Annotated in this window: 1 pseudogene; it reads left to right on the plus strand. The window is 48.0% G+C overall.

The annotated features are described in order from the left end of the window. Nucleotides 1–408, plus strand: a pseudogene (locus tag A3756_RS27415) (hypothetical protein); the annotation flags it as partial.

Below are 408 nucleotides of genomic sequence, written 5' to 3' on the forward strand. Positions count from 1 at the left end.
ACACTCCTAGCTACGATGCGAGGTCGACAGCCTTGTCTTGGGGCACGCGAGAAATCTTAGAGCAGCTTGATGTCTGGACAGATATTGAGCCTTCGGTATGTGCCATCGAACAGGTTCATGTATCAGAAAAAGGCTGCTTTGGAACCACCCGGATGCATGCAGCAGAGTATGGACAGGAAGCCTTAGGTTATGTGGTGCCGAATCAGTGCTTGGGCCAGAGTTTGTTAAGCAAGGTGTATGAGAGATCACTACCTTTTTATAGTGGTGTGAAGGTTTCTCATATATCTCAAGGCAAAGACTTCCATCAAGTGCACTTAAGCTCGATTGAGCAGCCTGAACAGCAGAAAGTGCTAAACACTCGCTTGATGGTGATTGCAGATGGTACGGAGTCGAGCACTGCGAAGCTAT

The organism is Oleiphilus sp. HI0086 (assembly GCF_001635225.1).